Origin of the sequence: Nocardioides psychrotolerans, assembly GCF_943371775.1 — a bacterium.
Lineage (GTDB): Bacteria > Actinomycetota > Actinomycetes > Propionibacteriales > Nocardioidaceae > Nocardioides > Nocardioides psychrotolerans_A.
Genome location: NZ_CALRWD010000043.1, coordinates 1 through 21,009, shown reverse-complemented (window position 1 = coordinate 21,009; position 21,009 = coordinate 1). Strand labels below are relative to the sequence as shown.

Sequence of the window (21,009 nt, the reverse complement as noted above, 5' to 3'; positions counted from 1 at the left end):
GTTCCGCCCATGACGCTCCCTTCCCTCCGCCAGGTGCTCCGTCCTGCCGCCGCTGCCTCCCTCAGCCTCACCCTCGCCCTGGGGCTCGGTGCCTGCGGTGGGGACGACGAGCCCGCCGACAGCAGTGCCGGTGAGTCCAGCTCGCCCGCCGACGACGCGACCACCGATGAGGAGGCTGGCGAGGAGGCTGGCGAGGAGGAGGACACGGAGGAGGAGGCCCCCGCCGACTCGCCCGCCGGAGGCGTGACCTACGTCGACTCGACCGAGCCGGCCGCCGACACGATCGTGGTCGACGAGGGCGGCTTCACCGCCGACACCTCCACCGTGGAGGTCGGCGACGTGGTGCTCTTCATCCCCGGCGACGAGGGGATCTACGGCGTCATCGTGGGTGACCTGGACGGCTACACCGTCACCACGGGCCTCAACGGCGCCTTCCGCTTCGACCTCCCGGGCACCTACGCCGTGCGCGAGGACATCACCGGCAACACCGCGACGATCACCGTCGAGTAGCCCGGACCCAGATTTCACCGTCGCGCCAGCGCTCCGGTAACCTTCCCGGCGGTGGCGTGTCCGAGCGGCCGAAGGTGCATCACTCGAAATGATGTGTGGGGTCAAACCCACCGTGGGTTCAAATCCCACCGCCACCGCCAGGTGAGACCCCGTCCAGACGTCGATCTGGGCGGGGTCTCCTGCTTCTCGGGTCCCTGCCGCTGGGGGTCTCAGGTCGTGGTGGCCTCGGCCTCGGCGAGCTCGAGGGCCTCGGCCAGGTCCTTGTGGTGCCGCACGGCGGCGACGCTCGGCAGCAGCAGGCTCGCGAGGGCGGCGACGCCGAGGGACAGGCCGGGCACCCACAGGGAGGCGAGCAGGGCGTCGCGCAGGCCCGCGGGCGAGAAGACCGTGCCGGCGGTCTCGAAGAAGACCACGCCGACGACGGCGAGCAGGAGGGCGGCGCCGATCTGCTGGAAGGTGCCGAAGACGCCCGAGGCGGCCCCGGCGTAGCGGACGTCGATGTTGGCCAGGGCCACGTCAAGCAGGGGGATGGCGGCGAAGGCGAGGCCGGCGCCGCCCAGCAGCATCGGCCCGATCAGGTCGGCCTTGCCCAGGGCGTCGCCGTGGTGGGCCACGGTCTGTCCGGTCCAGGCGACCGCGGAGGCGAAGGCGACGAGCCCGACGAACACCAGGCCCTTGCCGAGCTTGGCGACGAGCGGCACGGAGGCACCGCTGGCGAGGAACGCGCCCAGGCTGAAGGGCAGCGTGGTCACGGCGGCGCCGATGGGGGTGAACCCCAGTCCCACCTGGAGGTAGATGACGATGACGAAGAAGTAGGCGCCGATGGAGCCGAAGAAGGCGAACGCCGTGACCATGCCGGCCGAGAAGCCCCGGTCGCGGAAGAGCGTCGGTGGGACCAACGGCTCCCCTCCGGAGGCCTCCAGGCGTCGCTGGACGAGCACGAAGACGACCAGCAGCACGATGCTCACCGCCAGCATCGCCCAGATCCACGCCGGCCACCCCTCGGGCCGTCCCTCGATGAGGGCGAAGACGGCCAGGAAGAGCGCGACCGAGATCAGGGCCGCGCCGGGCAGGTCGAGGCGGACCCGCTCGCGGGCGTGGGACTCGGGGATCAGGATCGCGCCGGCGACCAGCAGCACGATGCCGACGGGGATGTTGATCACGAAGATGCTGCGCCACTCCAGCCCCAGCACGTCGTAGGTCGTCAGGATGCCGCCCAGCAACGGTCCGGCGACCGCTGCGGTGCCGGTGACGGCACCGAACGCACCGAGCACCGCGGCGCGCTCGCGCGGGGCGTAGAGCACCTGGATGATCGACAGCACCTGCGGGACCATCGTCGCGGCGAAGAGCCCCTGCACCAGCCGGGAGACCACCAGGACGTCGGCGCTGGGGGCGAGACCGGCCGCGGCCGAGGCGACGGTGAAGCCCGCGACGCCGATGAGGAAGACCCGTTTGCGGCCGTAGAGGTCGCCGAGCCGGCCGGTCGTGATCAGCACGACGGCGAAGGCCAGCACGTAGCCCGAGACGATCCACTCCAGCTGCGCCGACGACGCCTCGAGGTCGGTCTGGATCGAGGGGAGCGCGACGTTGACGATCGTGGTGTCGAGCAGGTCCATGAACGTCGCCATGAACAGCACCAGCACCGCGACGGTGCGGGCGCGTGAGGTGAGGGGGGCTGCGGCGTCGGGTGCGGTCACACGACCATGGTGGCGGATGGCACCGACACCGGCGTGCGACTGCCCTGGGGTCGGGACCGAGCCGTGGCTACCCTGAGGGCATGCCTCGTGTCGTGCCCGCCCTGCTGTCGGTGGTGATCCTCGGCATCCTGGGCATGCACGTCCTCAGCCAGCACTGCGCGACGCTCACGGACGAGCCAGCCTCGGCCTCGCACTCGTCGATGGCCCACGGCGAGCACGCCGGTGAGCCCGTCGCGGCTGCTGCGACTGTGGTGGCCGTCGTCACCGGCGGGGCGCACGACCCCGCCCACCTCGGGCTGATGCTGTGCGCCTTCATCGTGCTCGCCTCCGCGATCGCGCTGCTGCTCGTCGCGCTGCGCGCCCGCAGCCACCTCCCGTCGTACGACGTGGGGAGGGCGCGCAGCCTCGTCCCGCGGCTGCGAGCGTCCCCCAGCGGGACCGGTCCACCTCCGGTCTGGCAGTTCTCCGTCATCCGCTGCTGATGAGCGCGTCGGCGCGCTGAGCCGCGCCCACGAGCACATCCACCCAGCAGCACCTCACAGACGGAGCACACCCATGCGCACCATCAACAAGACCGGCACGACCCTCGCCGCGCTGACCCTCGGCCTCTCCCTCGCCCTCACGGCGTGCGGCGGGGACGACTCCACCGGCTCGCCGACCAGCAGCGGCGACCACAACGACGCCGACGTGTCGTTCGCGTCCGACATGATCCAGCACCACGCCCAGGCCCTGACCATGGTCGACCTGACCGTGGACCGCGACCTGGACCCGGACTTCCAGCAGCTTGCCGAGGGCATCCGTGACGCCCAGGGGCCTGAGATCGAGACCATGAGCAACTGGCTCGAGCAGTGGGGCGAGGAGGTCCCGGCGACCGTGCGCGACCACTCCAACGCCGAGGGCCACGACATGGGCGACATGGCCGACGACACCGGCATGGACATGCCCGGCATGATGAGCGACGAGGACCTGGAGGAGCTGGCCGACGCCTCCGACGCCGACTTCGAGGACCTGTGGCTCGAGATGATGATCGAGCACCACGAGGGCGCGGTGTCGATGGCGGAGACCGAGCAGGAGGACGGCACCTACGAGCCCGCCGTCTCCCTCGCCGAGCAGATCGTGGCGACCCAGACCGAGGAGATCGCCACCATGCAGGAGATGCTCGACTCCTGAGCCCATGCCCGCCACGATGGCGGCCATGACGTCATCCCCGACCGTCCGCGTCGAGATCGCCGGACCGGTGACCACGGTGGTCATCGACCGCCCCGAGGCGCGCAACGCCGTCGACGGCCCGACCGCCGCAGCCCTGCACGCGGCGTTCGCGGCCTTCGACGCCGACGAGTCGCAGGCCGTCGCGGTCCTCACCGGCGCAGGAGGCACCTTCTGCGCCGGTGCGGACCTCAAGGCCGTCGGCACCTCGAGCGGCAACCAGGTGACGCCCGACGGACCCGGCCCGATGGGGCCGACCCGGATGCGGCTCGGCAAGCCCGTGGTCGCCGCGATCGAGGGGTACGCCGTCGCGGGGGGCCTCGAGCTGGCGATCTGGTGCGACCTGCGCGTCGTCGCGAGCGACGCGACCTTCGGCGTCTTCTGTCGACGCTGGGGGGTGCCGCTCATCGACGGGGGGACGGTGCGCCTGCCCCGGCTGGTCGGAGCGGGACGTGCCATGGACCTGATCCTCACCGGACGCGCGGTGGAGGCCGACGAGGCCCTGCGCATCGGCCTGGCCGACCGCGTCGTGTCGCCGGGCGCGGCGCGGGCGGAGGCCGAGGCGCTGGCGCTCTCGTTGAGCGCGCTTCCCCAGGCCTGCTTGAGGAACGACCGGCTCGCGGCGCTCGACCAGTGGGGTCTCGACGAGGCTGCCGCCCTGGAGGTGGAGCTCGGGCACGGTCTCCGGTCGCTGGAGGCCGGAGCGCTCGAGGGGGCCGCCCGCTTCGCCGCCGGTGCGGGACGCCACGGCGGCCGGTCGGACGGCTAGCTCGCCGGCACTCCGCTGGTCCGGGGCATCGCGAGCTCCCCGAGGCACACCGCGATCAGCACACCCGGTGCCTCGCCGGTGACGATCTCCCAACCCTCGTCGAAGGAGACCTGTCGCACCCGGTCGTCGCGGCGGATCAGGGCGGAGCGGGGGATGACGCCTGCTGCGAAACCGGTCGTCGAGCACTCGTGCTCGGCCATGGCCCGCTCGATGACCGCGGAGCGCTCCTCGATCTGGTCGGCACCGTCGGGGCCGGGCGAGGCCGTGACCTGGCCGCCGCCGATCAGTCCGAATCCCAGCGCGACCACGACGAGCAGGACCACCGACTTGGTCAGCGACAGGACGAGGGCGAGGGGCAGCGGTGGCTTGCGTCGCATGGCGGCTCCTCTGTCCTCAGGGCGATCGGTCGGCGTCGTACGACAGGGGAAACGACGTCCCCGATGACGAGTCACGGAGTCGTGGATCACCGACGCCTGTCGGGCCTCCGCGGTCTGGACCAGCTGCGACGGCGGCATGGGGGAGGATGAACCCATGACCTGGTTCGCCTCCCCTGCCGACGCCGCCGAGCGACTCACCGCCGTCGGCTACCTCGCCGACCCGGCGACCGCCACCACCACGTTCCTCGCCGGGGCGCTGGAGAAGCCGGTGCTGGTGGAGGGGCCGGCGGGGGTCGGCAAGACCGAGCTGGCCAAGGCGATCGCCCGCGCGACGGGGGCCGAGCTGGTCCGGTTGCAGTGCTACGAGGGGCTCGACGAGGCGCGGGCGCTCTACGAGTGGAACTACAAGAAGCAGCTGCTACGCATCCAGGCCTCGGGCAACGACCAGGAGTGGTCGGCCACCCACGACGACATCTTCACCGAGGAGTTCCTCCTCACCCGGCCCCTGCTGACGGCCATCCGCCGCGAGGAGCCGACGGTGCTGCTCATCGACGAGGTCGACAAGACCGATGTCGAGGTGGAGGGCCTGCTGCTGGAGGTGCTGTCGGACTTCCAGGTCACGATCCCCGAGCTCGGCACGGTCGAGGCCGTGCGTCGGCCGCTCGTCGTCCTAACCTCCAACGCCAGCCGCGAGCTCTCCGAGGCCGTCAAGCGACGCTGCCTCTACCTGCACCTCGACTACCCCGACGCCGAGCGGGAGCGCGAGATCGTCGCCTCCCAGGTGCCCGGCCTCGACGACCTCGTGGCCGAGCAGCTGGTGGCGACCGTCGGTCGGCTGCGCGAGCTGGAGCTCAAGAAGGCGCCGTCGATCGCCGAGTCCGTCGACTGGGCCCGCACGCTGATCGCCCTCGAGATCCGCGACCTCGACGACAAGGCCATCAACGACACCCTGGGCGTCGTGCTCAAGCACGCCTCCGACCACGAGCGGGCGATCCGCGAGCTCCGGCTCAAGAAGTGACCCAGCCGCAGGGGACGCACGGGCCGCACCGCAGCGGCCTGGTCGACCGTCACATCTCCTTCCTGGAGGCGTTGCGAGGCGCCGGCATGTCGGTGTCGCTCGCGGAGGACCTCGACGCGATCGCCGCGCTGACCGCGCTCGAGTGGTCCGACCGCGGAGTCATCCACGATGCCTACGCCGCCACCCTGCTCAAGCGCCAGGCCCAGCGGCCGACCTTCGACGCGCTCTTCGACCTCTACTTCCCGCGTCTCGTGGGCGAGGGCGCCCGCGCGGGCGACCCGGGCGACGAGGGCGTCGACGAGGCGGGTGAGGGTGAGGGCGTCCGCGACAACGCCCAGGCCCTGCAGGCGTTCCAGGCCGAGCTGCTCGACGCGTTGTCCCAGGACGACCAGCAGCGCCTGGCGCAGCTGGCGGCAGAGATGGTCGGCCGCTTCGGGGCCATGCCCGGCCGCGGCCCCGGTCTGTCGTCCTGGTCGGCCTACACCGCGCTCCAGCGGGTCTCCCCCCAGGAGCTCGTCGACCAGATCGTCGCGGCGCTGCTGGCCCAGGGACGCAACGACGACGAGGCGCAGCGGGTGGCCGGTCGCAGGATCGGCTCCTTCACCCGGCAGGTCGAGGACGACGCCCGACGTCGCATCGCGGAGGAGAAGGGTCCCGACCACGTCGCCAACGTCGCGATCCGACCCAGCATCGACCGGCTCGACTTCACCTCCGCACGTCGCTCCGACCTCGAGGAGATGCGCCGCGAGATCTACCCGCTCGCACGCCGGCTCGCCTCGCGCCTCACCCAGGAGCACCACGCCCGCCGCCGCGGTCCGCTCGACTTCCGCCGCACGGTCCGCGCGTCCATGTCGACGGGAGGGGTGCCGCTCGTGACCCACCACAAGCCCAAGCGGCCGCACCGCACCGAGCTGGTCGTGCTGTGCGACGTCAGCGGGTCGGTCGCCAACTTCGCGCAGTTCACGCTGCTGCTGGTCTTCGCGCTCCGCGACCAGTTCCAGAAGGTCCGGGCCTTCACCTTCATCGACCACGTCCACGAGGTGACCCACCACTTCAAGCCCGGCGGCGACGTCGTCGACGTCATGGCCGACCTCGCGGCGAGCACGGCGCACGCGGCGCTGTGGGGCCGCACCAACTACGGCCGGGCGCTGACGAAGTTCGAGGAGGACCACGGCGACGCCCTGGGTCCCAAGTCCTCGCTGCTCATCCTGGGCGACGCGCGGTCCAACTACAGCGACCTCCACGCCGACGTGCTCCAGCGCCTGGCCGGCACCGCCCGGCACGCGTGGTGGCTCAACCCCGAGGCCGCACGGCACTGGGGCACGGGTGACTCGGCCGCGCCGACGTACGGCGCGATCGTCGACATGGTCGAGTGCCGCAACCTCACCCAGCTCGGCGAGTTCGTGCACGACCTCGCGGGCTGAGGGATGAGCACGCGCAGGCTCAACCGGCCAGGTAGCCGAGGTCCTGGATGCGGGCGATCTCGGCGCGCAGCTCGGGGTGGGTCGAGCCGTCGGCCGCGCGACCACCGGTGACGTAGACGCTCTCGCCGTCCACGCTCTCCCGGTCGAAGACGACGGTCACGCGGTTGGACGTGCCGGCGCTCATGAGGGAGCCGAGCACCGCCACCGGGTCGGAGCGGTCCTCCAGGGACAGCACGCGGGTGGCCGACGGGATGCGTGGGACGTGCGCCGAGGGCGACCCCGCCGTGACCACCTGGTCCACGACGAAGGTGTCGCTGGTGAGGTCGGCCGCGACCTCGGCGGCGGTGACGCCGCCCTGGGCGGAGCCGACGAGCATCACGTGGGCGCCCGGGTCTCCGGCCACCGCGGCCTCGATGCCGTGCAGCACCTGGGCGGCGTACGACGTGCGGTCACCGCTGACGAGCCGCAGCCGGCGGCCGTCGCTGACGGTGGGGCCGGGCAGGTAGGCGATGTAGCGGCCGGCGGCCACGCGCTGGACGGTGACGCCCGTGGTGACCTGCTCGAGGGCGCTCATCAGCTCCGCGATGCTGCGTGGCGCGGCGGAGATGGAGGACTCGAGCTCCTCAGCCGTGTCGGTGGCATCGAGGAGACCTCCGGCGGTGTCGCGCAGCGCGGCCCCGAGCTCGGGAGCGAAGGGCGCGATGCCCATCGCGCGCAGCCCTCCGCGGGCCGCGGTCGTTCCGCGCTCGCCGGAAAGCACGCCGGCGGTCAGCAACGAGCGCATCTGCAGCCCGTCGAGCAGACCGCCGCCGCCGCTGGTGACGTGCTCCATGAGCTCGGGGTTCTTCTCGGCGAGCTCGTTGAGGTAGGAGGCCACGCCGTCGCGGTCGAGGGCGTCGGTCTCGATCAGGCCGGCCGAGACGATCGCGCCGCCAAGGGCCACCTCGGGCGCCAGGTAGCCGATGGCGCGACCGGCGATCGACCCCAGCGTCTCGTAGGCGGCCTGCTGGAGCTCGTCGATCCAGCGGTAGGTGAGCACCGTGGCGCGCAGGACCAACGCGTCGGCGTCGAGCTCGATCGACCGGGTCAGCAGCCCGCGCTTGCCTGTCGTGGCTGCTCGCACGTCCTCCTCGACGCGGGCGTGGGTCCGCGGCGACAGCGGCGCCGACTCCTGCAGCGCGGGGTCGGCGAGCACGTCGCTGCCGAGCCGTGCCCGACGGCGCATCTCCTCGCCCGCGGAGTCGAAGAGGGCGGCCAGGCGCATCATCCGGTCGTACTTGTCGGCGCGGTCGAGCTCCTCGACGCGTGACGTCGGCACCGGGCGGTCCTCGACGGCAGCCGCCGTGAGAACGGACTCGTGGGTGGACTGATCGGTCATGAGGTCACCTCCGCGAGGACGGGCGCGAGGTCGGGAGCCAGGTCGCTCGGGTCGGCGTGGCGTACGACGACGCGCAGCTGGCCGTCGCGCATGTGGGGGCACAGGGCGTGCCAACCGTCGTCGAGGAGCACCCACGAGACGACACCGACGACCGTGGTGTCCTCGCTGGAGACGTCGGCGACCATGGCGCGCAGCCGACCACGGGTCTCGTCGCCCAGGGCGGTCAGCAGGTCGACGATCTCCTGGTCGGTCAACGGCCGGTCCTCGGCGTCGTGGACCGAGCCGGTGTGCTGGGCGACCAGCACGGGCACCAGCTCGGGACGGGAGGAGTGGAGGGCCTCGACGGCCGCGTCCACCAGCTCGTAGGGGAGGTCGACCTCGTCGGGGACACCCGACTCGCCGAGGGCGAGGTCCTCGGGGATCACCGCGACCCTCCCGAGCTCCGCCGGCCAGTGGGCGTTGGGGAACCAGGCGAGCTCGAACACGATGCCGTCGACCGTGGCCAGCGTCGCGACGGCGTCACCCGACTGGCGGTGCCAGGCCTTGGCCTGGACCGCGCCGGCGGTCACGTCGAGGTCGAGGGCCACTGTGGGCGTGGCGAGCAGGCCGACGGCACCCACCAGGCCCTCGTCGACGCTCCCCCCGACCATGAGTCCGCGACGGGTCAGGGAGTCCGACGGATCGTGCAGCGCTGACAGCGCCCGGGTGTAGGCCTCGTCCTCGGTCGACGTCGGGCTCCGCCCGAGCCGACCGTCGAGGGAGGGGGCGTCGGGTCGCTCCACCAGGTCGAAGGGCAGCGGCGCGCCGCCGGCGTGCTCGGCGACCAGGCGCAGCTCGGCGAGGGTGAGCGCCGCCCGTCGCGGGAGCGCGTCCAGGAGTCCGCTCGGGGGCGGCGGGGGAGTGCTGAGGTCGATCGTGGTCACGTCTGGCGGTCCTCTCGGAGTCCGGGGAGCTCGACGGTCAGCCAGTCCCGGTGGCCCTTCGGCGGGGGGACGAAGTCGACCAGTGCCCGGTCGTCGTGGGCGGCCACCTCGGCCCGGGCGACCCGGGTCTGGGCGTCGGCGACGAGGGAGGCGGCCTGGTGCTCGCGCTGGGCGATGGCCTCCTGGAGGAGGGCCACGTCGGTCAGGTGCTGCTGGAGGGTGTCGGCGGCGGTCTCGTGGTCGGCTGCCGCCTCGCGCAGGTGGGTGGCGCGCTCGTGGATGCGCACCTTCATGGCCTCGGCTGCTCGGCCGGTCCAGCCGAGGCTCTCCGTGCGTGCGACGAGCTGGTCGGCGAGGGTGCGCACGTCGACGCCCTGCTCGCGGAGCTGGTCGACGCGTCGGCGCAGCTGGTCGGTGTCGCCGTACATCGGTCAGGTCCTCCCTGGGTGGCTGAACGTGTCCTGGGGCGCTTTCCCTCGTTGGACCTTCTCGAAACGCCCTCCACCGGCAGGATCGGGGGGCCAAGCGTCGCGAAGGAGCACCCCATGCACCGCCAGGTCACCCGGTCCCCCCTGGTCACAGCCCTGATCACCAGCCTCGTGACGGGGTTGGCCGTGGTCCTCGCGCTCGGTGCGCCCACTCCGGCCCAGGCCGCCGGGGACGACGACGTACGCCGCGTGGTCTTCGTCGGCAACAACTGGGAGGGCACCGCCACCCTGCTCGACCCACGGACCTTCAAGCCGGTCGGCAAGCTCGACGTGATCCCCGACTTCGACGCCCGGATGCGCGAGATCGCCACCAACCCCTATCGGCTGGCCTACTTCCTCGCCATCCGAGAGCTCATCGGCGAGGGCAACGACCAGTTCGTCGACGACATGTACTCCTCCAACGACGGCCGGCTCGTCGTGATCTCCCGGCCCTCCTTCGGCGACGTGGTCGCGATCAGCCTGCGCACCAAGAAGATCGTGTGGCGCTTCGCCGTCGACGGCGTGCGCTCCGACCACATGGCCGTCTCGCCCGACGGCAAGCGCGTCGTCGTCAGCGCCTCGACCGGCAACGTCGTGCACGTCCTGCGGGTCTCCGACGGCAAGCAGGTCGGGAAGTTCGCCTCGGGCGGCTCGCCGCACGAGAGCGTCTTCATCGACGGCGGCCGCAAGATCCTGCACGCCAGCATCGGCATGGTCTACAGCCCGCTCGACGACCCGGCGCTCGACCCGACCAAGGACGACCGCGTGCTCCAGGTGGTCGACGCCACGACCTTCAAGATCCTGCGTCGCTACAACGTGCGCGAGGCCCTCGACGCGCGCGGCCTCGACGAGGTGAGCTCGGCGGTGCGTCCGCTGACGCTCTCGCCCGACGAGAAGCAGATCTACTTCCAGCTGTCGTTCTTTCACGGCTATTTCCGGCTCGACCGGGCGAGCGGCAGGATCACCAAGGTCGTCCGGTTGCCCAACCTGGTGCCGACGACGCCGCGTGAGGCCTACCTGCTCGACTCGGCCCACCACGGCATCGCGATGAACCCCCGGGGCACCAAGCTCTGTGTCGCCGGCACCATGTCCGACTACGCCACCGTGGTCGACGCGCGCACCGACCGCCGCAGCCCCTTGCTCAAGGGTGGGCTGAAGCCCTACTGGGTGACGCCCAGCGCCGACGGCCGCTACTGCTACATCTCGTGGGCGGGCTCCGACACGGTCTCGCGCATCAGCTATGCGACCGAGCGCATCGTCACCACGACCAGGGTGGGCGACCACCCGCAGCGGGTGCGCAACGGCTTCATCCGCAAGGGCTTCCTGCCCGGCCTCGGCTTCGCGAGCGCGTCCAAGCCGGCGCGCACGACCGGGGTCACGACGTGGGAGCGCCGAGCCCGCTGACGATGCCCAGCAACCGGGCGTGGGTCTCTGCGTCGGCCGCGACGAGCAGCCCGTGCCCGGTGGTCCCGACCTCGGCTCCTCGCAGGTCGGTGACCACGCACCCGGCGGCCAGGCACACGGCGACGCCGGCGGCGAAGTGGACGCTGCCGCGCGCGTCGCCCGCGTGCACGTAGGCCGCCCGCCTCCCGGCCGCCACCCAGGCGACCGCCAGGCTGCTGGAGATGACCCGGCTGCCGAACCAGGTGTGGAAGGCCGGCTGCGCGACCAGGGAGGCGGCCCAGACGGGGTCGCCGTCCATGTCCAGGTCGACCAGGCGGGTGTCACCGCTCGGGGTCAACGCGTGGTCCTGGCCGGCCAGCGACCGCACGGCGCGCTCACCGTCGGTCCAGAAGGTCTCCCCGCTGAACGGGTCGGCCATCGCTCCGGCGACGACCTGCTGCTCGACCCGGAGCGCGACGTTGACCGCGACCAGGGGAGTGGCGGCAGCGAAGTTGAGGGTGCCGCACAGCGGGTCGACCAACCACGTACGACGGGCGGTCGCGGCCCCCACCAGGCCCACCTCCTCGCCCTCGAAGGCGTCGTCGGGGCGGACCTGCGCGATCGCGTCCTGGACGGCACGCTCGGCCTCGAGGTCGACCTGGGTCGCGAAGTCCCGCTCGGACTTGAAGCTCTTGACCACCGGGGCGCCGTAGCGAGCCCGGATCACCTCCGCCCCCGCCTCGGCCGCGCTGATCGCAAGACGCACGTCGGCCAGCTCGGGCCTCATGTCCACGCCCTCTCCAGGCGCTCCAGCGCCCGCTGGATGTCGTCGCCCGGCCCCGCGAAGCTGAAGCGGACGAACCGGTGGCCGTCGACGGTGTCGAAGTCGACGCCGGGTGCCACGGCGACGCTCGAGGTCTCGAGCGTGTGGTGCGCGAACGCCATGGAGTCCTGGGTCAGGTGGCCGACGTCGGCGTAGACGTAGAACGCGCCGTCGGCCGGTGCGAGCCGGTCGATCCCGAGCCGGGGAAGCCCGTCGAGGAGCAGCTGCCGGTTGAGCGCGTAGCGACGCACGTGCCCGTCGAGCTCGGCGTAGGTCGCGTCGTCGAAGGCGGCCAGGCAGGCTCGCTGCGCGAGGACCGGCGGGCAGATCGTGAAGTTGCCGGTGAGCACGTCGACGGCACGCCGCAGCCGGTCCGGGACGAGCATCCAGCCGATCCGCCAACCGGTCATGGAGAAGAACTTGGAGAAGCTCGAGAACACGACGGCCTCGCGGCTGGTCTCCCACGCGGAGCGGGCCAGGGAGGCGCTCTCGTCGTCGAGGCCGGCGTACTCGATGCCGTGGTAGATCTCGTCGGAGATCAGCTGCACGCCCTCCTGCTCGCACCAGCGCGCGATGGCGGCCAGCTCCTCGGGCAGCAGCATCGTGCCGGTCGGGTTGGCCGGGCTCGCGACGACGAGCCCCTTCAGTCCGGGGCCCTCGGCGTGCAGGGCCTCGAGCTGGTCGACGGTCGGCTGGAAGCGCGTCTCGGGACCGGTGGCGATCTCGACCACCTCACAGCCCAGCGCGGCCAGGACGTTGCGGTAGCAGGGGTAGCCCGGTCGGGCCATGGCGACGCGGTCGCCGACCTCGAACGCCGCCAGGAAGGCCAGCAGGAAACCGCCGCTGGAGCCGGTCGTCACCACGACCTGGTCGGGGTCGACCTCGATGCCGTGCACGCGCCGGTGGTGGCCCGCGATCGCCTCGCGCAGCTCGAGGATCCCGACCGCCGGGGTGTAGCCCAACGGGTCGCCCGACTCGAGCAGCCGGACCGCCTCGGCGCGCACAGGCTCCGGTGCGCCCGTGCTGGGCTGCCCGGCGAGCAGGTTGATCACGTCGCCGTGGCTGCGCTGGCGCCGGGCGGAGGCCTCCAGCAGGTCCATGACGTGGAACGGTGGCACGTTGGCGCGCTGCGCCACCTGGAGGCGGTTCGTCACGCAGGCGAGGCTACGCGGGCACGCCCACGCGGGCGGCGGCCGCATGGCGACCGGCCCGACGGCCGAAGAACGAGCCCTCGCCGAGCTGGGTGCCCGAGCAGTAGCCCTTGCCGTCCTGGGCCAGGTTGGAGGCGCAGGCGCCGGCGGCGTAGAGGCCGGTGACGACGCTGCCGTCGGGCCGCTGGACCTCGCCGTCCACGGTGACCCGCATGCCACCGAGCGTGAAACCGGCGTAGAGCGCGTGGCCCAGCCGCACGTCGAAGACGAACCAGGGGCCGGTGGACTGGGCGGCCAGCCAGTCGGGCGCCTTGTGGAAGTCGGGGTCCTCGCCGCGGGCGGCGTGCTCGTTGTAGCGCTCCAGGGTCGTGCGCAGCGCGTCGAGGGGCAGCGAGAGCGCGGTCGCCATCTCCTCGAGCGTCTCGTAGCCGTCGATCAGGGGGACCAGCGGCATCTGGGGGTGCTCGACGTGCTCGCTGTCGACGATCAGGTAGGCCGCCGAGTCGGTCTGCTCCATCACCAGCTGCGAGGTGCGCGAGTGATAGCTGTCCTCGGCGACGAAGCGCTCGCCCTGCTGGTTGACCAGCAGGCCCTTGACCAGGACCGAAGGGGGATAGAGCGGCGCGGTGATGAACGGCTCGTCCATGTGCTTGAGCTCGGCGCCCACCGAGACGCCGAGGCGGATGCCCAGCCCGTCGTCGTAGGTCGACCCGAGGGTGAAGAGCTTGGACCCGAGCGCGGGCGTGTGCTCGGCGACCATGTCGGCGTTCATCACGAAGCCGCCCGCGGCGACGACCACCGAGGGGGCGCCGACCAGGCCGGTCTCGTCGAACGAGCGCCAGGCGACGCCCGCGATCGCGCCGTCGTCGGCGACGACGAGGTTGGTCACGCCGGTCTCGTAGCGGACGGTCACGCCCGCCTCCTCGACGCGCTCCCGGAGCAGGTCCATGACGATCCGGGTGCCCTCGGTGTCGCCGGGCACGGGGACCTTGTGGCCGCGGGCAGCGGGCTTCGCGATGTCGCGGAAGGGCCAGACCTTCTCGTTGCCGGTGAACATCAGCCCCTGCGTGCCGGGCTGGATCACGGCCTTCTCGGGATAGAAGCTGCGCTCGAACTCGAAGCCCAGGGCCTCGAGCCACTCGAAGTGCTCGACCGACTCGTCGCAGTAGACGCGGATCTTGTCCGGCTCGGGCTCCTTGGCCGCTGCGACGAGGTAGTCGTACATCGCCTCGGCACTGTCCTCCTGGCCCGTCGCGACCTGCACCGCCGTGCCGCCGCCGAGGTAGAAGTGCCCGCCCGACATGCTCGACGTCCCGCCGTGGACCGCGGCCCTCTCCAGCAGCAGCACCGAGGCGCCGGCCCGCGCCGCCTCGAGTGCCGCGCACCCGCCGGCGATGCCGAAGCCCACCACGACCACGTCGTACGACGGCGCGTCAGCAGGCAGGTCGGCCGCCGGCACGACGTCGGGGATGGTCGTGCCCTTGCGGACGGAGTCGGTGCTCATGGGGCAAATCTAGAACAAGTTCCAGTTTCGTGCGAGCGGACGGCCAGGTCCCGCGGACCGATAGACTGCGTGTCCGCCGCCCCGCCTGGCCCGACGAGGTGACATGAGTTTCGACGTCCACCAGCTCGACACCTTCCTGCTGGTGGGCTCTGTCGTCACGCTGCTGGCGATCATGGCCGTGCGCGTGTCCTCCCGCGCCGGTCTCCCGAGCCTGTTGCTCTACCTGTTGATGGGCGTCGCCCTCGGCGAGTCCGGGGTCGGGATCGGCTTCGAGGACGCCGAGCTGGCGCACGCCCTGGGATTCGCGGCGCTGGTGCTGATCCTGGCCGAGGGTGGTCTGACGACCAGCTGGCGCGAGATCCGTCCCGCCATGCGACTCGGGGTCTCGCTGGCGACGATCGGGGTGAGCGTCTCGGTCGCGATCGTCGCGGTCGGCAGCCACTACCTCCTCGGGCTGCCCTGGGAGCTGGCGGTGCTCCTCGGTGCCGTCACGTCCGCCACCGACGCCGCCGCGGTCTTCTCGGTCCTCCGCGTGGTCCCGCTCCCCAAGCGCCTGACGGGGTCGCTGGAGGCGGAGTCCGGCCTCAACGACGCGCCCACCGTGGTCCTGGTGGTGCTGGTGTCCACCGGCGCCGCGGCCGAGGAGGGCGTGCTGATGATGGTGGCGACCATCGTCTTCGAGCTCGCCGCCGGGGTGCTGATCGGCCTGGCGGTCGGCTTCGGTGGCGCGTGGGTGATGCGACGCGCGGCGTTGCCGTCCTCCGGGCTCTACCCGATCGCCGTGCTCTGCCTGACGATCTTCGCCTACGCCGGCGGGGTCGCCGTGCACGCCTCCGGCTTCGCCGCCGTCTACGTCGCCGCCCTCGTGCTCGGCAACTCCGAACTGCCCCACCGCGGTGCGACCCGGTCGTTCTCCGAGGGGATCGCCTGGCTCGCCCAGATCGGGCTCTTCGTGATGCTCGGGCTGCTGCTCTCCCCGGGACGCCTCTCGCTCGAGACGGTCGGTCTGGCCCTCGCCGCTGGTCTGATCCTGACGTTCGTCGCGCGCCCCGTGTCGGTGCTGGTCAGCGCCCTGGTCCAGCCGATGCCCTGGCGCGAGCTGGGCTTCCTCTCCTGGGCCGGCCTGCGCGGCGCGGTGCCGATCGTCTTCACGACGATCCCGCTCTCGGAGGGGGTCGAGGGGGCCGAGCGCCTCTTCGACATCGTCTTCGTGATGGTCGTGGTCTACACGCTCCTCACCGGTCCGACGCTGCCGCTCGTGGCCCGCGTGCTCAAGGTGACCCGCCGCGGCGAGCCTCGCGACCTGGAGCTCGAGGCCGCTCCGCTCGAGCGGGTCGCCGCCGACCTGCTCCAGGTCACCATCAGCCCCGCGTCGTTGATGCACGGTGTCGAGGTCAGCGAGCTGCGGCTGCCTCCTGGGGCGTCCATCTCGTTGATCATCCGCGACGGGGAGACCAAGGTGCCGCAGGCCCGCTCGGTCCTGCGCCACGGCGACGAGCTGCTCATCGTGACGCCCCGCAAGGCACGCGAGCGCACCGAGGAGCGGCTGCGGCAGGTCAGCCGCGGAGGCCGTCTCGCCCAGTGGCTGGACGAGCCCCCTGCTGGACGAGCGCCTCGGGAGTGACGCCGTCGTCCGGCTCGGGGGCCGTGGGGATGCAGACCTGGGAGTCCTGGTCGGACTTGGTCCAGGCTCCTCCCTCGCGCAGGCGGGTGAAGTCGTCGCCCACGATCACGGTCACACCGACCATCGTCGTGTCACGGCGCACGACCGTCGCATCGCGGCCCAGCTTGCCCTTGAGCAGGCGGACGGCGGGATTCTCGGGGTCGTCGGTCCAGATCTCGGCGTAGTCGACGTCGGTGCCGGAGGGCGCGTTGCTGGTCTGGCCGCGGCCGAAGCCCGCGTCGACGAGCAGCTGCATCGTGCGCCCGGCGAGACCCTCGCGGGTGCCGGCGTTGGCCACGCTGACGGTCACCTGGTCGGGGTAGACCTTCGTGCCGGCCGGGACGGTCGTCTCGTCGCAGATCGAGACCTCGGCGCTCTCGGGGAACGGCTCGGTCATGGCCGACCAGCCCCAGGCGACGCCGGCGAGGAGCAGCGCCAGCAGCGCCAGCAGGGTCACCGCCGAGCGGATCCGGGCGAGTGCCATCTCTGCCATGTCAGACCTCCAGCCGATGGACGCGGGCGTGCAGGACCAGGCGCTGCTGGAGGGCGGCCCGTAGGGCGCGGTGAAGGCCGTCCTCGAGGTAGTACTCGCCCTCCCACTGCACGACGTGGGCGAAGAGGTCGCCGTAGAACGTCGAGTCCTCGTCGAGGAGCGCCGCGAGCTGCAGGGTGTCCTTGGTCGTGACCAGCTCGTCCAGACGCACCTGGCGCGGGGGCACGCCGGCCCAGGCGCGGGGCGAGAGCCCGTGCTCGGGGTAGGGCCGGCCCTCACCGACGCGTTTGAAGATCACCTCGCGAGTGTAAAGGGCCCTCTGCTGAATCATGGGGCTGGTTACATGGAGCCCATGACGCAGAATCCGCCGGAGACCGGCGCCCTCGAGCAGACGATCGCCCCGGGCTACACCTTCGAGGGGGCGGCCCTCGAGCTCGGCGGGCTGATGCTCGACGCGACGACGCTGGGCTCGACGTCGATCCGGATCCCCCTGGCGATGCTCAACCGGCACGGCCTCGTGGCCGGCGCGACGGGCACGGGCAAGACCAAGACCCTCCAGCTGCTCGCCGAGCAGCTCAGTGCCCAGGGTGTCCCGGTGTTCGCCGCCGACATCAAGGGCGACCTGTCCGGCCTCGCGACGCCGGGGGCGGGCGGCGACAAGATCACCGCCCGCGCGTCCTCCGTGGGTCAGCAGTGGACGGCGACGGGCTTCCCGGTGGAGTACTACGCGATCGGTGGCGAGGGCACGGGCATCCCGCTTCGCGTCACCATGAGCGCCTTCGGCCCGACCCTGCTGAGCAAGGTGCTCGGGCTCAACGACACCCAGGAGTCGAGCCTCGGCCTGGTCTTCCACTACGCCGACCAGGCCGGCCTGCCGCTGCTGGACCTCGCCGACCTGCGCGCCGTGGTCGCGCACCTGACCAGCGACGAGGGCAAGCCCGAGCTCAAGGCGCTCGGTGGTCTGTCCTCGGCGACGGCCGGCGTGATCCTGCGCGAGCTGATCGGCTTCCAGGACCAGGGGGCCGACGCCTTCTTCGGAGAGCCGGAGTTCGCCTCCGCCGACCTCCTCCAGACCACTCCCGACGGCAAGGGCCTGATCTCGCTCGTCGAGCTGCCGAACCTCCAGGACCGTCCCGCGGTCTTCTCCACCTTCCTGATGTGGCTGCTGGCGGACCTCTTCCACGACCTGCCCGAGGTGGGCGACATCGACCGGCCCAAGCTGGTCTTCTTCTTCGACGAGGCGCACCTGCTCTTCGACGACGCCTCGGATGAGTTCCTCGACCAGATCGCCCAGACCGTGCGGCTGATCCGCTCCAAGGGGGTCGGCGTCTTCTTCGTCACCCAGAGCCCGACCGACGTCCCCGACGAGGTGCTGGCCCAGCTCGGCTCGCGGATCCAGCACCAGCTGCGCGCCCACACGCCCAACGACGCCAAGGCGCTCAAGGCCACCGTCAGCACCTACCCGACCAGCGCCTACCCCGACCTCGGCGAGGTCATCACGAGCCTCGGCATCGGCGAGGCCGTGGTCACCGTCATGAACGAGCGCGGTGCTCCCACGCCCGTCGCCTGGACGCGGCTGCGGGCGCCCGAGTCGCTCATGGGTCCCAGCGACCCGGCGGCGATGCAGGCGACGGTCGCCGCGAGCCCCCGTCAGGCCCGCTACGCCGAGCCGGTCGACCGCGAGTCGGCCCGTGAGCTGCTCGCGGCCAAGCTCGAGGAGGGGGCGCGCAAGCGCGAGGCCGAGGCGGCCGCGAGCACGAAGCCGACCTCCGGGACCCGTCGTACGGGCTCGAAGCAGGAGGAGGGCGGCCTCGTGCGCGACGTCGTGCAGTCCGGTGCGTTCAAGGACTTCATGCGCACCGCGGCCCGCGAGATCGCGCGGGGGATGTTCAAGACCGGTCGACGCTGAGGGCCTCGTCACCCCCGCGCGTCGGAATGTCTCGTCGGGGGCACCGGTTGTGCACGGAGCAACCCCCACTCGAAGGAGCACAGATGAGCAAGATCCTGTTCGTGGTCACCGGAGCCCAGCACTGGACGCTGAAGGACGGCACCCAGCACCCGACCGGCTTCTGGGCCGAGGAGCTCGTCGCGCCCTACCGTGAGTTCGTCGCGGCCGGCCACACCGTCGAGATCGCCACCCCGGGCGGAGTCGTCCCCGTGGTCGACCAGGGCAGCCTCGCCGCGGACGCCAACGGCGGCCAGGCCAATGCCGACGCGATCAAGGACGAGCTCGACACCATCGCGCAGCTCTCCGCCCCGAGCGACCTGAGCGACGTCGTCCTCGACGACTACGCCGCCGTCTTCTACCCCGGCGGCCACGGCCCGATGGAGGACCTCGCCGTCGACGCCACCTCCGGCGCGCTGCTCACCAGCACCCTGGCCTCCGGCAAGCCGCTCGGCATCGTGTGCCACGCCCCGGCCGCGCTCCTCGCGACCACCGACGACCAGGGCGCGTCGCCCTTCGCCGGCTACCGCGCGACCGGCTTCACCAACGCCGAGGAGACCCAGGCCGGACTGGCCGACAAGGCCCCGTGGCTGCTCCAGGACCGCCTCGTCGAGCTCGGCATCGACTTCCAGGAGGCCGACCCGTGGTCCGAGCACGTGGTCGTCGACCGCTCGCTGTTCACCGGTCAGAACCCGGCGTCGTCCGGCCCGCTGGCCCAGGAGATCCTGAAGGCCCTCTGAGGCACCCCGCCCCACGACGTACGACGAGGCGCCGACCCCCCGACGGGTCGGCGCCTCGTGTCATGTCAGGTGGTTGCCAGTCTCACCGGAAGTACGAGCGGAGCGAGTACTTCCAATGGAAGAGACGAAGTCTCTTTCACGCGCTCCAGCGCACGGCGTCGTCGACCATGTCGGCGAGGGCGTGGACGCCGCGCAGGTCGGCGCGCTCGTCCATGAGGGAGGTGAGGCCGCGGGCGTGGCGCAGCTTGAGGGCGGCGCGCTTCTCGCGGGCCTCGTCGGTCTCGGTGGCGGTGGTGATCTTCGCGTTCATCGGGGGTCTCCCTCTGGTCGTTCCTGGCTGCTGGGTGGATCCAGCGTGCGCTGCCAACATCGCCGGCAGGTTGACCCGTGGTTACATCCACGTCTCATCAGCACCGGCAACCACGTGATCCCGCCCACAGTCCTCGCTAGATTGCGAGCCGTGACCGACTACGACGACATCTGCCAGCTCAAGTACCGCTACCTGCGGACCCTCGACACCAAGGCCTGGGACGACTTCGAGGCGTGCTTCCTGCCCGAGGCGACCGGCGACTACAACGGCCTGGTCTTCGCCGACCGCGCGGCGCTCGTGGCCTACATGCGGGAGAACCTCGGGGAGGGCCTGATCACGATGCACCAGGTCCACCACCCGGAGATCACCATCGACGGCGACGAGGCGACGGCCCGGTGGTACCTCCAGGACAAGGTGATCGTCGAGGCGTTCCGCTTCATGCTCGAGGGCGCGGCGTTCTACACCGACCGCTACGTGCGCACGCCGGAGGGCTGGCGGGTCGCGCACACCGGCTACCGGCGCACCTTCGAGCTGACCTACAACCTCGACGACCTGCCGAGCCTGAAGATCAACGGCCCGGGCGTGCACACGCACACCTGAGCCGACCGATCACGACAGCGGCTCAGAGCGAGGGCTCGGTCCAGGCCGTCTGGACGACCTCGGTGCCACGGTCGCGGGTGATCAGGCGCCCGCGGCCCGCGGGCAGCGGCATCGGGCGCAGGTTGCCCAGCAGCGGCCCCTCGTCGGGGCTGCCCGAGAGCATCAGGCCGGGCATCGCGAGGTCGCGCATCGACTGGATGACCGGCTCGTAGAGCGCGCGCGAGGCACCACCCGAGCGCCGGGCGACCGCCAGGTGCAGGCCCACGTCGCGGGCCTGCGCTATCAGCGGCTGCAGCACCGCGACCGGCGAGGTCTGCTGGGTCGCGACCAGGTCGTAGTCGTCGACGATCACGAAGACCTCGGCGCCGGTCCACCAGCTGCGGTTGCGCAGCTGGTCGGGCGTGACGTCGGGTCCGGGGATGCGGCTCTCGAGGTAGGTCGCGAGGTCCTTGAGGGCGGGCCCGGCCTGCGTGGCGGAGGTCAGGTAGTTGACCAGGTAGTCCTCGGGCACCTCGCCGAGCAGCGAGCGTCGGTAGTCGACGACGATGATCTGGGCCTCCTTGGCGGTGCGGGTGCGCATCACCTCGTGGGCGTAGGACCGCAGCAGTCCGCTCTTGCCGGACCGACC

22 protein-coding genes, 1 tRNA gene and 1 pseudogene are annotated in these 21,009 nt (G+C 71.8%); 12 read left to right on the top strand and 12 right to left on the bottom strand.

All coding sequences use genetic code 11. The features are described 5' to 3' along the window. The first annotated feature begins 9 nt into the window (after positions 1-9). Both AAG827_RS13225 and AAG827_RS13220 read left to right on the top strand, forming a co-directional pair. Entirely contained in the window at positions 10-510 is a 501-nt protein-coding gene (locus AAG827_RS13225; protein WP_341926505.1) for a hypothetical protein, read from the top strand. Between the two features lie 50 nt (positions 511-560). Beyond that, positions 561-650: transfer RNA gene (locus AAG827_RS13220), tRNA-Ser, on the top strand. A 69-nt stretch (positions 651-719) separates the two neighbouring features. Here the strand turns inward: AAG827_RS13220 and AAG827_RS13215 are convergent. Then, a complete protein-coding gene (locus tag AAG827_RS13215; RefSeq protein WP_341926503.1) occupies positions 720-2,207 on the bottom strand; it encodes an MFS transporter in 1,488 nt (495 codons plus the stop codon). An 80-nt stretch (positions 2,208-2,287) separates the two neighbouring features. Here AAG827_RS13215 and AAG827_RS13210 point away from each other — a divergent pair, with 80 nt between their 5' ends. The 3 genes from AAG827_RS13210 (at position 2,288) to AAG827_RS13200 (ending at position 4,182) form a co-directional block, all read left to right on the top strand. After that, the gene (locus AAG827_RS13210) at positions 2,288-2,689 is read left to right on the top strand and encodes a hypothetical protein (RefSeq protein WP_341926501.1); all 402 of its coding nucleotides are present in this window, start codon (positions 2,288-2,290) and stop codon (positions 2,687-2,689) included. Positions 2,690-2,762: 73 nt separating this feature from the next. After that, positions 2,763-3,377, top strand: a complete 615-nt coding sequence (locus AAG827_RS13205) for a DUF305 domain-containing protein (RefSeq protein ID WP_341926500.1) — start codon at positions 2,763-2,765, stop codon at positions 3,375-3,377. 25 nt (positions 3,378-3,402) lie between these two features. After that, positions 3,403-4,182, top strand: a complete 780-nt coding sequence (locus AAG827_RS13200) for a crotonase/enoyl-CoA hydratase family protein (RefSeq protein ID WP_341926499.1) — start codon at positions 3,403-3,405, stop codon at positions 4,180-4,182. Here AAG827_RS13200 and AAG827_RS13195 read toward each other — a convergent pair. After that, on the bottom strand, positions 4,179-4,559 hold the full coding sequence (locus AAG827_RS13195; RefSeq protein WP_341926497.1) for a hypothetical protein: 381 nt from the start codon (positions 4,557-4,559) through the stop codon (positions 4,179-4,181). The genes AAG827_RS13200 and AAG827_RS13195 overlap by 4 nt on opposite strands. 154 nt (positions 4,560-4,713) lie before the next feature. Here AAG827_RS13195 and AAG827_RS13190 point away from each other — a divergent pair, with 154 nt between their 5' ends. Together AAG827_RS13190 and AAG827_RS13185 are read left to right on the top strand one after the other, a co-directional pair. After that, entirely contained in the window at positions 4,714-5,577 is an 864-nt protein-coding gene (locus tag AAG827_RS13190) for a MoxR family ATPase (protein ID WP_341926495.1), read from the top strand. Beyond that, positions 5,574-7,001 (top strand): VWA domain-containing protein, encoded by a 1,428-nt coding sequence (locus AAG827_RS13185; protein WP_341926494.1) that lies wholly within the window; start codon positions 5,574-5,576, stop codon positions 6,999-7,001. Before AAG827_RS13190 ends, AAG827_RS13185 begins: the two co-directional genes overlap by 4 nt. 19 nt (positions 7,002-7,020) lie before the next feature. On the opposite strand, the gene AAG827_RS13180 is transcribed toward AAG827_RS13185, so the two are convergent. From AAG827_RS13180 to AAG827_RS13170, 3 genes are read right to left on the bottom strand one after another with little or no spacing between them, the layout of a single operon-like run. Continuing rightward, positions 7,021-8,379 (bottom strand): hypothetical protein, encoded by a 1,359-nt coding sequence (locus tag AAG827_RS13180; protein ID WP_341926493.1) that lies wholly within the window; start codon positions 8,377-8,379, stop codon positions 7,021-7,023. Further along, on the bottom strand, positions 8,376-9,302 hold the full coding sequence (locus tag AAG827_RS13175) for a hypothetical protein (protein ID WP_341926492.1): 927 nt from the start codon (positions 9,300-9,302) through the stop codon (positions 8,376-8,378). Before AAG827_RS13175 ends, AAG827_RS13180 begins: the two co-directional genes overlap by 4 nt. After that, a complete protein-coding gene (locus AAG827_RS13170) occupies positions 9,299-9,730 on the bottom strand; it encodes a hypothetical protein (protein ID WP_341926491.1) in 432 nt (143 codons plus the stop codon). The genes AAG827_RS13175 and AAG827_RS13170 overlap by 4 nt, the downstream gene beginning before the upstream one ends. Positions 9,731-9,847: 117 nt before the next feature. Here AAG827_RS13170 and AAG827_RS13165 point away from each other — a divergent pair, with 117 nt between their 5' ends. Further along, positions 9,848-11,173 carry a serine/threonine protein kinase gene (locus AAG827_RS13165; RefSeq protein WP_341926490.1) on the top strand — a complete coding sequence of 442 codons (1,326 nt, stop codon included), beginning with the start codon at positions 9,848-9,850 and terminating at the stop codon, positions 11,171-11,173. Here the strand turns inward: AAG827_RS13165 and AAG827_RS13160 are convergent. Genes AAG827_RS13160 through AAG827_RS13150 form a run of 3 tightly spaced genes read right to left on the bottom strand, consistent with a single transcriptional unit; the run spans position 11,145 to position 14,630 of the window. Continuing rightward, positions 11,145-11,939: an inositol monophosphatase family protein gene (locus AAG827_RS13160; RefSeq protein ID WP_341926489.1), complete on the bottom strand. Its 795-nt coding sequence runs from the start codon at positions 11,937-11,939 to the stop codon at positions 11,145-11,147. The two genes, AAG827_RS13165 and AAG827_RS13160, sit on opposite strands and share 29 nt — an antisense overlap. Further along, a complete protein-coding gene (locus AAG827_RS13155) occupies positions 11,936-13,129 on the bottom strand; it encodes a pyridoxal phosphate-dependent aminotransferase (RefSeq protein ID WP_341926488.1) in 1,194 nt (397 codons plus the stop codon). Before AAG827_RS13155 ends, AAG827_RS13160 begins: the two co-directional genes overlap by 4 nt. A 10-nt stretch (positions 13,130-13,139) precedes the next feature. Continuing rightward, the gene (locus tag AAG827_RS13150; protein ID WP_341926487.1) at positions 13,140-14,630 is read right to left on the bottom strand and encodes an FAD-binding protein; all 1,491 of its coding nucleotides are present in this window, start codon (positions 14,628-14,630) and stop codon (positions 13,140-13,142) included. Positions 14,631-14,733: 103 nt separating this feature from the next. Here AAG827_RS13150 and AAG827_RS13145 point away from each other — a divergent pair, with 103 nt between their 5' ends. Further along, positions 14,734-16,254 (top strand): potassium/proton antiporter, encoded by a 1,521-nt coding sequence (locus AAG827_RS13145; protein ID WP_341926486.1) that lies wholly within the window; start codon positions 14,734-14,736, stop codon positions 16,252-16,254. Here the strand turns inward: AAG827_RS13145 and AAG827_RS13140 are convergent. Together AAG827_RS13140 and AAG827_RS13135 are read right to left on the bottom strand one after the other, a co-directional pair. Continuing rightward, the gene (locus AAG827_RS13140; RefSeq protein ID WP_341926484.1) at positions 16,187-16,786 is read right to left on the bottom strand and encodes a LytR C-terminal domain-containing protein; all 600 of its coding nucleotides are present in this window, start codon (positions 16,784-16,786) and stop codon (positions 16,187-16,189) included. The two genes, AAG827_RS13145 and AAG827_RS13140, sit on opposite strands and share 68 nt — an antisense overlap. 1 nt (position 16,787) lies before the next feature. Next, entirely contained in the window at positions 16,788-17,084 is a 297-nt protein-coding gene (locus AAG827_RS13135) for a type II toxin-antitoxin system VapB family antitoxin (protein ID WP_341926482.1), read from the bottom strand. 54 nt (positions 17,085-17,138) lie between these two features. On the opposite strand from AAG827_RS13135, the gene AAG827_RS13130 reads away from it, so the two are divergent. Both AAG827_RS13130 and AAG827_RS13125 read left to right on the top strand, forming a co-directional pair. Further along, positions 17,139-18,695: a helicase HerA-like domain-containing protein gene (locus tag AAG827_RS13130; protein WP_341926479.1), complete on the top strand. Its 1,557-nt coding sequence runs from the start codon at positions 17,139-17,141 to the stop codon at positions 18,693-18,695. Between the two features lie 83 nt (positions 18,696-18,778). After that, positions 18,779-19,471 (top strand): type 1 glutamine amidotransferase domain-containing protein, encoded by a 693-nt coding sequence (locus AAG827_RS13125; protein ID WP_341926477.1) that lies wholly within the window; start codon positions 18,779-18,781, stop codon positions 19,469-19,471. Between the two features lie 136 nt (positions 19,472-19,607). On the opposite strand, the gene AAG827_RS13120 is transcribed toward AAG827_RS13125, so the two are convergent. Further along, complete coding sequence (locus AAG827_RS13120) at positions 19,608-19,781, bottom strand: hypothetical protein (RefSeq protein ID WP_341926475.1); 174 nt, start codon at positions 19,779-19,781, stop codon at positions 19,608-19,610. Between the two features lie 150 nt (positions 19,782-19,931). Between AAG827_RS13120 and AAG827_RS13115 the strand changes: the two genes are divergently transcribed. Continuing rightward, positions 19,932-20,381, top strand: a complete 450-nt coding sequence (locus AAG827_RS13115; protein WP_341926473.1) for a nuclear transport factor 2 family protein — start codon at positions 19,932-19,934, stop codon at positions 20,379-20,381. 22 nt (positions 20,382-20,403) lie between these two features. Here the strand turns inward: AAG827_RS13115 and AAG827_RS13110 are convergent. Then, positions 20,404-21,009 (bottom strand): annotated as a pseudogene (locus AAG827_RS13110) (type VII secretion protein EccC); the annotation flags it as partial.